Source organism: Streptomyces fuscigenes (assembly GCF_021556455.1).
Classification (GTDB): domain Bacteria; phylum Actinomycetota; class Actinomycetes; order Streptomycetales; family Streptomycetaceae; genus Streptomyces; species Streptomyces fuscigenes.
In genome coordinates this window covers 1-8,458 of the sequence record NZ_JAKGCV010000247.1, presented here as the reverse complement: position 1 = coordinate 8,458, position 8,458 = coordinate 1, and the positions used below count along the sequence as shown (strand labels likewise).

Here is an 8,458-nt window from a genome sequence, read left to right as displayed (position 1 = left end):
CGGCGGGGACGCTGCCCGGCCCGCCCGCCGGCTGCCCCTCCCGGCGGCCGGGACCCTCCGGCGCGGACTCGGGCAGCGGAGCGGCCAGGATCGCCGCGATGTCGGGCCGGGTGGCGGGCGAGGGCTGGCAGATGCCGAGGTCCCGCGCGCCCACCGCGCGGGTGATCCAGCCGCGGTCGAGCACGCGGCGCTCGTCCGCCTCGGCGACGAGGTCCTCGGACTGGTTGTAGTCGCCGTCGGCGGCCTGCACGGCCCACAGGTGCACGGCGACCCCGTGCTCCTTCGCGGACATCAGGCCCGGCAGCAGGTCCCCGTCACCGGTGACGAGGACGATGTCGGAGCAGGCACGATTCCTCGCCAGCTCCGTCAGTTCGGCGTGCATCGCCGCGTCCACGCCCTTCTGCGCCCACCGGCCGTCGCTGCGGGTCAGGGCGCCGAGCCTGACCGTCACGCGGGGCATCACGCGCAGCCTGCGGTGCTCGGGCTGGGGGACCCGGTCGGGGGCGCCGTCGAACCAGTAGATGCGCAGCAGCGGGCGTTCCGTCTCCTGTTCCGCGCGCTCGCGCAGGCCCCTGATCAGGGCGACGTGGTCGACGGTGATGCGGGAGCGGGCCGGCTCTCCGGCGAGGAGGCTCGCGGCGGCGCCCAGCAGATAGCCGGCGTCCACCAGGACGACGCAGCGGTCCACGTGTTCCACCTTCTTTCGGGAACCTCGGGATCGGAGGGGGGATGCTTCCGGTTCGGTTCGAGTCTGCCCGACTCGGCCCCCCTTAAGGTCCCGAACTGGATCATCGGCGTGGCGGACGGCGCGGGACCCCTGTGACGAGGGATCACTACACACGGCAATGATCCAAAATGCGCTGGTTTTCCGGGCGTGTGAGTCTGGCAACGGCCCTGGCCCCACAACCCCTTCAGGAGGTACACCATGGCCAAGAACCGCAACCGCGACCGGAGCAAGCCGCAGGCCGCCGACCGCGCCGCGACCGCCACGTCGCCCGCCGCCGAGAAGATGAGCGAGTCCGAGCAGGCCAGGTTCACCGCTCCGGAGCCCACCGCCCACGGCAAGCGGCAGAAGCGCTTCGGCCACAACTGACGCTCCGCGCGGGCCCCGTGGGCCGTGCCCCCGCCCCCCGGTGCGCAGGGGACGGGACATGCGCGAGGGGCGCGCCCGCCGCCGGCGGGCGCGCCCCTCGCATGCCGGTCCCCGGCCGGAATCCCGCCGCGGCCGCTGCCGCCGCGGACGGGCGGGCCGGTCCGTGCCGGCCCCGCCGGTCAGCCAGCCAGGCAGGATGGGCCGAGCAGCACCTTCAGGTCGCCGAAGAGGGCCGGATCGGGCTGCACCCGGTGCCGGTCGAGCCGCAGCACGGTCGTCTTGCGGGCGCCCTGCAGCTTGATGCGGACCTCCGAGTTGCCCCGGTGGTTGCCCAGGATCTCCCCGAGCCGGCTCACCATCGGCGGGGTGACGCGGACCGTGGGGATCGTGATCGTGACCGGCGCGTCGGTGCCGGCGTTGGACAGGTCCGGCACGGACAGCTCCATCGCGACCAGGCGCGGGATGTCCTCGCGCTTGTCGAGACGGCCCTTGACGAAGACGACGGTGTCCTCCACCAGCTGCGTGGAGACGAGTTGGTACGTCGCCGGGAAGAACATGCATTCGATGGAACCGGCCAGGTCCTCGACCGTCGCGATCGCCCAGGCGTTGCCCTGCTTGGTCATCTTGCGCTGCAGGCCCGAGATGATGCCGCCGATCGTGACGACCGCGCCGTCCGCGTGCTCGCCGCCCGTCAGCTGCGAGATGGCGGCGTCCGACTTGTCGGACAGCACGTGCTCGATGCCGAACAGCGGATGGTCGGAGACGTACAGGCCGAGCATCTCCCGCTCCTGCGCGAGCAGGTACGACTTGTCCCACTCGACGTCGGAGAACTCCACGTCGAGCCCGAAGCCCGGCTCGTCGGACTGCTCCTCGCCCATCCCGCCGAACAGGTCGAACTGCCCCTCGGCCTCCTTGCGCTTGACCTGCACCACGTTGTCGATCATCGGTTCGTGGTGCGCGACGAGGCCCTTGCGGGTGTGGCCCATCTCGTCGAAGGCGCCCGCCTTGATCAGCGACTCGATCGTGCGCTTGTTGCACACCACGGCCTCGACCTTGTCGAGGAAGTCGGGGAACGAGGCGTACTTCCCCTTCGCCTTGCGGCTGCGGATGACCGAATCGACCACGTTCTGGCCGACGTTGCGCACGGCCGTCAGGCCGAACAGGATCACGTCGTCGCCCTGGGCGGCGAAGTTCGGCTGCGACTCGTTGACGTTGGGCGGCAGCACCTTGATGCCCATGCGCCGGCACTCGTTGAGGTAGACGGCGGACTTGTCCTTGTCGTCCTTCACCGAGGTCAGCAGGGCCGCCATGTACTCGGCCGGGTAGTTCGCCTTGAGGTACGCCGTCCAGTACGTGACCAGGCCGTACGCGGACGAGTGCGCCTTGTTGAACGCGTAGCCGGCGAAGGGGACCAGCACGTCCCACAGGGCCTGGATCGCCTCGTCCGAGTAGTTGTTCTTGCGGGCGCCCTCCTGGAAGAGGACGAAGTTCTTCGCGAGCTCGTCGGCCTTCTTCTTGCCCATCACGCGGCGCAGGATGTCGGCCTCGCCCAGCGAGTAGCCGGCGACGATCTGGGCGGCCTTCTGCACCTGCTCCTGGTACACGATCAGGCCGTAGGTCAGGCCGAGGACCTCCTTGAGGGGCTCCTCCAGCTCCGGGTGGATCGGCGTGATCTCCTGCTGGGCGTTCTTGCGCAGCGCGTAGTTCGTGTGCGAGTTCATGCCCATCGGGCCCGGCCGGTACAGCGCCGAGACGGCGGAGATGTCCTCGAAGTTGTCGGGCTTCATCAGCCGCAGCAGGGATCGCATCGGGCCGCCGTCGAACTGGAAGACGCCCAGCGTGTCGCCCCGGCACAGCAGGTCGTACGTCTTCGGGTCGTCCAGCGGGATCGCGAGGAGGTCGAGGTCCTTGCCCTTGTTGGACTTCACCATCTTGACGGCGTCGTCCATGATCGTCAGGTTCCGCAGGCCCAGGAAGTCCATCTTCAGCAGGCCGAGCGACTCGCACTGGGGGTAGTCCCACTGGGTGATCGTCACGCCGTCGGAGTGCCGCGTCCACAGCGGGGCGTGGTCGACGATCGGCTCGCTGGACATGATGACGCCGGCGGCGTGCACGCCCATCTGCCGCACCAGGCCCTCGACGCCCTTCGCCGTGTCGATGACCTTCTTGACGTCGGCCTCGTTCTCGTACATCCCCCGGATCTCGCCCGCCTCGCCGTAGCGCGGGTGCTTGGGGTCGGTGATGCCGGAGAGGTCGATGCCCTTGCCGAGGACGTCGGCGGGCATCGCCTTCGTGAGGCGGTCGCCCATCGCGTACGGGTAGCCCAGCACGCGCGCGGAGTCCTTGATCGCGTTCTTGGCCTTGATCTTGCCGTACGTGCCGATCATGGCGACCTTGTCGGCCCCGTACTTCTCCGTCACGTACCGGATGACCTCGACGCGCCGGCGTTCGTCGAAGTCGATGTCGACGTCGGGCATCGAGATGCGCTCGGGGTTGAGGAACCGCTCGAAGATCAGGCCGTGCGTGATCGGGTCGAGGTCGGTGATGCCCATGGCGTACGCGACGATCGAGCCGGCCGCGGAGCCGCGGCCCGGGCCCACCGCGATGCCGTTGTTCTTCGCCCACATGATGAAGTCGGCGACGACGAGGAAGTACCCCGGGAACCCCATCTGGATGATGATGTCCATCTCGTACTCGGCCTGCTTCTGCCGGTCGTCCGGCACGCCGTCCGGGTAGCGGCGCGCCATGCCGCGCTTCACCTCCTCCTGGAACCAGGTGATCTCCGTGAAGCCGTCCGGGATGTCGAACTTCGGCATCAGGTCGCGCTTCTCGAACATGCCGGAGGTGTCGATCTGCTCCGCCACCAGCAGCGTGTTCGCGCAGCCCTCCTGCCAGGCGTCGGACGAGTCGACCGCGTACATCTCGTCCGTCGACTTCAGGTAGTAGCCGGTGCCGTCGAAGCGGAAGCGGTCCGGGTCGGAGAGGTTCTTGCCGGTCTGGATGCACAGCAGGGCGTCGTGCGCCGTCGCCTCGTGCGCGTACGTGTAGTGGGAGTCGTTCGTGACGAGCGGCGGGATGCCGAGCTTCTTCCCGATCTCCAGCAGCCCGTCGCGGACCCGGCTCTCGATCTCGATGCCGTGGTCCATCAGCTCCAGGAAGTACCGGTCCTTGCCGAAGATGTCCTGGTACTCGGAAGCCGCCTTCAGCGCCTCCTCCTTCTGACCGAGGCGCAGCCGCGTCTGGAGCTCCCCCGAGGGGCAGCCGGTGGAGGCGATCAGCCCCTCCGACCACTGCGCGATGGTCTCCTTGTCCATACGGGGCCACTTCTGCAGCCAGCCCTCCGCGTAGGCGTCGGACGACAGCTTGAAGAGGTTGTGCAGGCCCGTCGCGTTCGCCGCCCAGATCGTCTTGTGCGTGTAGCCGCCGGAACCCGAGACGTCGTCGCGCTTCTGGTGGGGCTGGCCCCACTGGATCTTGCGCTTGTGCTTGCGGGACTCGGGCGCCACGTACGCCTCGATCCCGATGATCGGAGTGACCTCCGCCTTCTTCGCCTGGTGGAAGAAGTCGTACGCGCCGTGGAGGTTGCCGTGGTCCGTCATCGCAATGTGCGACATGCCCATCTCCTTGGCGGCGGAGAACATGTCGGACAACCGCGCGGCACCGTCCAGCAGGGAGTACTGGGTGTGCACGTGCAGGTGCGTGAACGGCGGCTTTGTCACGGTGGGGCCTCCAGCGGCGGGCGCGGATGGGGTGGGAACTGTCCGAGGCGACGTCGTGGAGTCTACGACTCGGGGCAGACACCCGGAGGCCCCCGGGGACCCCGGCGGGGGTCCCCGCGGGGCCGGCCGGCGGACCCCCGGACAGGCCGCGAACGAGGCCGCCCGGACCGTCCGGGAGGACCGGCGGGCGGATCCTCGCGACCGCTCCGCACGGGCGTGTCGCCGGCGCCCCGCCAGGCCGCCGCGGGCCCGTGCGCACGGGAGTTCGCCGCCCCCGCCGGGCACTCGCCGCGCACCCCGCGCGTTGCCGGGGGTGGACGGGGGGCGCCCCCGGACCAACGGCCGGCACCGCCGGAACACGCGCGACCAGGAGGCACCAGACGATGTCGGCTCCCCGACCCCCGGCAGCAGCGGACGAGCAGCGCGGCGAGGACATACTCGCCGTCTTCGACACCGCCTTCGGTGAACTCCTCGCGGCCGACCCCGCCGCGTTCCAGGTGAAGTTCCGCAAGATGGCCGCCTCGGCGTTCGCCTTCTACCGGGGCACGGCCTGCCTCTTTTACCACGACCTGCGAAGCGGCCCCGAGGAGCGCGCCTACCAGGACGAACGCACCGGCCGGGTGTGGATCCACGGCGACCTGCACGCCGAGAACTTCGGCACCTACATGGACGCGGGCGGCCGCCTCGTCTTCAACGTCAACGACTTCGACGAGGCGTACGTCGGCCCCTTCACCTGGGACCTCAAGCGCCTGGCCGCCTCCCTCGCGCTCGTCGGGTACGGCAAGGCGCTCAGCGACGCGCAGATCACCGGCCTCGTCGAGACGTGCGCCGCCGCCTACCGCGAGCGCATCCACGCCCTCGCCACCGGCGCGCGCGACGACGAGGTGCCGCCCTTCACGCTGGACACCGCCCGGGGGCCGCTGCTGACCGCGCTGCGCTCGGCCCGCGCGCTGACCCGTTTCGCGCTGCTCGACTCGATGACCGAGATCCGCGACTGGGAGCGCAGGTTCTCGGCGGGCGCCGGCTCGGTCGAGCTGGACGCGGCCACCCGCTACAAGGTCCTCGACGCGTTCGACGGCTACCTGGAGACGCTGCCCGAGGCGAGCCTCGCCCGCCCGGACTCCTACCGCGTCAAGGACGTCGTCGGCCGGCGCGGCATCGGCATCGGCTCGGCCGGCCTGCCCTCCTACAACATCCTGCTGGAGGGGAACAGCGACGCCCTGGAGAACGACGTCGTCATCTACCTCAAGCAGGCGCAGGTGCCGGCCGTCTCCCGGCACGTCGCGGACACCGCGGTGCGCGGCTACTTCCAGCACGAGGGCCACCGCACGGTCATCTCCCAGCGCGCCCTCCAGGCCCACGCCGACCCCTGGCTCGGCTGGACCGAGCTCGACGGCGCGGGGCAGCTGGTCGCCGAGGTCTCCCCGTACGCGGTCGACCTCGACTGGTCCGACATCGACGACCCGGCCGAGATCGAGGGCGTCGTCGCCGACCTCGGCCGGGCCACCGCGACGATGCACGCGGCGGCGGACGACGAGAGCGGCCACACGCTGGTGCCGTTCTCGACGGAACGGGCCATCGACGCGGCCATCGCGGCCGACGAGGAGGGCTTCGCACCGCTCCTCGTGGACTTCGCCCACACGTACGGCGCGCGGGCGCGGGCCGACCACCAGATCTTCGTGGACCTCTTCCGCAACGGGCGCATCGGCGGGACGCGGGCGTGACCGGCGGCCCGCGACCACGGGGGCCGGGGCGGCGGGAGGCGCCCCCCGGCCCCGTCAGGGTGGCCGGATCCGGCCGGGCGGAGCGCCGGGGCCCGTATCGGTTCGGACACCTTTAGATCCTCCCGACAGCCCCTCGTGGCACACTCGGGTCCGATGAACATATCCGCGACGCAGCTGCGAGCCGCGCGGGCAGCCCTCTTCACGGCCCTGGTCGTGACGCTGTCCGCGGGCTCGCACGTGGTGCTGTCGCGATCCGCGCTGCCGCTGTCCGTACTGGCGGCACTGACGGGCGCCGTCTTCTGCGCCGCCTACGCCCTGGCCGGGCGCGAGCGCGGCTTCGGGAGCATCGCGGCGCTGCTCGTCCCCCTGGAACTGGCGGCCGACACGGTCTTCACCACGGGACAGCAGATCTGCTACGGACCCGTCGGCGGCCCCGTCACCGGGTCGCTGCGCTCCGTCGGCTTCGACGTCCTGTGCGGGCACCCCGTCGGCGCCCACCTGCCCGGGGTCGGCGCCATGGGCGCCGAGCCGGGTCCGGCCGCCGCCTTCCTGACCTCGCCGGACCGGCCCTGGATGCCGTGGCTGCTGCTCGCCGTGCACGTCTCGGTGGGCCTGCTCGCGTCGGCCTGGCTGCGGCGCGGCGAGAGCGCGGTCGCGGGGCTCGTCCTGACGGCCGCGGCGTTCGCCTTCAGCCCGCTCCTGCTCGCCGTGCACGCGGCGACGCGGGGCGGCCACCGCGCCCCGGGCACCGTCCGCCGCCGCGCGACCCGTCCGCCGCGGGCCACCGCCACCGACCTCCTCGTGCACTCCGTGGGACGGCGGGGACCGCCCGCCGCCGTGCTCGGCCTCGCCGCCTGAGTACCGCTTCCGGTCCGTCCCCCATCCGTTCTGTGCCACCCCACGGAGTCAGACAGTCATGAGCGCACGCAACAACTCCGCCAACAAGGCCGCCGCCCGCGAGCGCCTGCGCGTCGAGCGCGAGAAGCAGGCCAAGCGCGACAAGATCCGCAAGCAGTCGATCGTCGCCGGCTCCGGCGTCGTCGTCCTCGCGATAGCCGCCGGCGTCGTCCTGCTGGTGAACCACGCCAACAAGCCCTCCGCCTGGGAGGCCGCGGGCAAGGTCACGAACGTGACCGCCCCGAAGAACACCTCGGGCACCGACGGCACCACCGTCGTCATCGGGAAGTCCACCGCCAAGAAGACGCTGGTCGAGGCCGAGGACCCGCGCTGCCCGATCTGCATGCAGGCCGAGAACGCCTTCGGCGCGACGATCCACAAGGACGTCGACGCGGGCAAGTACAAGCTCCAGTACGTCGGCGCCGACTTCATCGACGACCACGACAACGGCCAGGGCTCGAAGAACGGCCTGTCCGCCCTCGGCGCGGCGCTCAACGTCAGCCCCGACGCGTTCCTCCAGTACAAGTCGGCCATGTACTCGACGAAGTTCCACCCGGACGAGAACGAGGACAAGTTCAAGTCCGACTCCTACCTCCTCAAGATCGCCGACACCGTGCCCGCGCTGAAGGGCAACGCGACGTTCCAGAAGGACGTCAAGAGCGGCACCTTCGACGCGTGGGCGCTCAAGATGGCGGCGAAGTTCAACAAGGACGGCTACACCGCCACGCCGACCTTCAAGGTCGACGGCAAGGACCTGACGGTGCCCGGCGGCCAGAACAACCCGCCGCTGACGCAGGACCAGTTCAACGCGGTCATCGAGCCCGCCCTGAAGTGACGTCCGCCCGGCCCTGAGCGGGACGCGCCCCCGGGCGCGCGGGCGGGGGCGCGGTACGGCAGCGGCCGTCCGCGCCCCCGCCGTCCGTTCGCCGTCCGGGCCCGGAGCCCGGGTCCGGATCCGTGTTCGGGTCCGGAGTCCGGGGCCGAGGCTCGCATCTCGCCCGCCTGCCCCGCCCGCCCGGCGCGGC

General features: G+C 71.0%; 6 protein-coding genes. 4 read left to right on the top strand and 2 right to left on the bottom strand.

The window, feature by feature from the left end; genetic code table 11:
• The coding region (locus tag L1885_RS18845) for an NYN domain-containing protein (RefSeq protein WP_235798323.1) at positions 1-697 on the bottom strand (697 nt) is incomplete at its 3' end.
• Positions 698-925: 228 nt separating this feature from the next.
• Between L1885_RS18845 and L1885_RS18840 the strand changes: the two genes are divergently transcribed.
• Positions 926-1,093 (top strand): hypothetical protein, encoded by a 168-nt coding sequence (locus L1885_RS18840; RefSeq protein ID WP_235798322.1) that lies wholly within the window; start codon positions 926-928, stop codon positions 1,091-1,093.
• 179 nt (positions 1,094-1,272) lie between these two features.
• On the opposite strand, the gene dnaE is transcribed toward L1885_RS18840, so the two are convergent.
• On the bottom strand, positions 1,273-4,812 hold the full coding sequence (dnaE, locus tag L1885_RS18835) for a DNA polymerase III subunit alpha (protein WP_235798321.1): 3,540 nt from the start codon (positions 4,810-4,812) through the stop codon (positions 1,273-1,275).
• A 383-nt stretch (positions 4,813-5,195) separates the two neighbouring features.
• On the opposite strand from dnaE, the gene L1885_RS18830 reads away from it, so the two are divergent.
• The 3 genes from L1885_RS18830 (at position 5,196) to L1885_RS18820 (ending at position 8,268) form a co-directional block, all read left to right on the top strand.
• Positions 5,196-6,536, top strand: coding sequence for a DUF2252 domain-containing protein (locus L1885_RS18830; RefSeq protein ID WP_235798320.1), 1,341 nt, complete (start codon positions 5,196-5,198; stop codon positions 6,534-6,536).
• Positions 6,537-6,689: 153 nt separating this feature from the next.
• Complete coding sequence (locus L1885_RS18825; protein ID WP_235798319.1) at positions 6,690-7,394, top strand: hypothetical protein; 705 nt, start codon at positions 6,690-6,692, stop codon at positions 7,392-7,394.
• 58 nt (positions 7,395-7,452) lie between these two features.
• Positions 7,453-8,268, top strand: a complete 816-nt coding sequence (locus L1885_RS18820; protein ID WP_235798318.1) for a thioredoxin domain-containing protein — start codon at positions 7,453-7,455, stop codon at positions 8,266-8,268.
• Positions 8,269-8,458 lie beyond the last annotated feature (190 nt).

Bases quoted from the DNA above. Each gene is read 5' to 3' on its own strand.
- L1885_RS18840 (WP_235798322.1), top strand. From the start codon at position 926: ATGGCCAAGAACCGCAACCGCGACCGGAGCAAGCCGCAGGCCGCCGAC.
- L1885_RS18830 (WP_235798320.1), top strand. From the start codon at position 5,196: ATGTCGGCTCCCCGACCCCCGGCAGCAGCGGACGAGCAGCGCGGCGAG.
- L1885_RS18825 (WP_235798319.1), top strand. From the start codon at position 6,690: ATGAACATATCCGCGACGCAGCTGCGAGCCGCGCGGGCAGCCCTCTTC.
- L1885_RS18820 (WP_235798318.1), top strand. From the start codon at position 7,453: ATGAGCGCACGCAACAACTCCGCCAACAAGGCCGCCGCCCGCGAGCGC.